This is a genomic window from Microvirga antarctica (genome assembly GCF_017921815.1).
GTDB classification, from domain to species: domain Bacteria; phylum Pseudomonadota; class Alphaproteobacteria; order Rhizobiales; family Beijerinckiaceae; genus Microvirga; species Microvirga antarctica.
Genome location: NZ_JAGEMM010000150.1, coordinates 1 through 285, shown reverse-complemented (window position 1 = coordinate 285; position 285 = coordinate 1). Strand labels below are relative to the sequence as shown.

1 protein-coding gene is annotated in these 285 nt (G+C 59.6%); it reads left to right on the top strand.

All coding sequences use genetic code 11. The features are described 5' to 3' along the window. Window positions 1-13: 13 nt before the first annotated feature. On the top strand, window positions 14-285 hold a 272-nt coding region (locus tag J4G32_RS21250; protein WP_425515546.1), incomplete at its 3' end, for a toprim domain-containing protein.

Here is a 285-nt window from a genome sequence, read left to right as displayed (position 1 = left end):
GGAGACCAGCCGGATGCCCGGCAAGCTGGCCGACTGCCGGGAAAAGGACCCCACCAAGACCGAGATCTTCATCGTCGAGGGCGATTCTGCAGGCGGTTCCGCCAAGATGGGCCGTGACTCGGCAATCCAGGCCATCCTGCCGCTGTGTGGCAAAATGCTCAACGTGGAAAAGGCCCGGGCAGACAAAATTTACGGCAACGATAAACTGATGCCGGTGGTGCTGGCCCTGGGCTGCGGCATTGGCGAGGAATTTGACATCTCCAAGCTGCGTTACGACAAGGTGTT